At 63.7% G+C, this 278-nt stretch carries 1 protein-coding gene; it reads right to left on the minus strand.

Features of this window, described 5'->3' with window-relative positions:
- Positions 1 to 278 (minus strand): rhodanese-like domain-containing protein (locus EN845_RS35170; RefSeq protein WP_135931368.1); only part of this gene is annotated, 278 nt, incomplete at both ends.

The raw sequence follows: 278 nt of genomic DNA on the forward strand, positions 1-278 counted from the left end.
CGGTGTGAGGCCCATGTCTTGCGCCGTCTTGGTGGCCAGGGCCGAACGCCAGCCGCCGGCGCAGAAGAAGACGAAAGTCTTACCCGAGGCGAAGCACGGCTTGTGGTAGGGGCTTTCGGGATCAATCCAGAATTCAAGCATGCCGCGCGTGACATGCTTGGCGCCGGGGATCTTGCCGTCACGCTCGACTTCGCGAGGGTCGCGCAGATCGACGAAGATCGTGTCGTCATCTTCCAGCAGCCCGGCCGCTTCCTCAGGCGACACGACCTCGATCTCGG

Origin of the sequence: Mesorhizobium sp. M8A.F.Ca.ET.202.01.1.1 (assembly GCF_004791595.1) — a bacterium.
Lineage (GTDB): Bacteria > Pseudomonadota > Alphaproteobacteria > Rhizobiales > Rhizobiaceae > Mesorhizobium.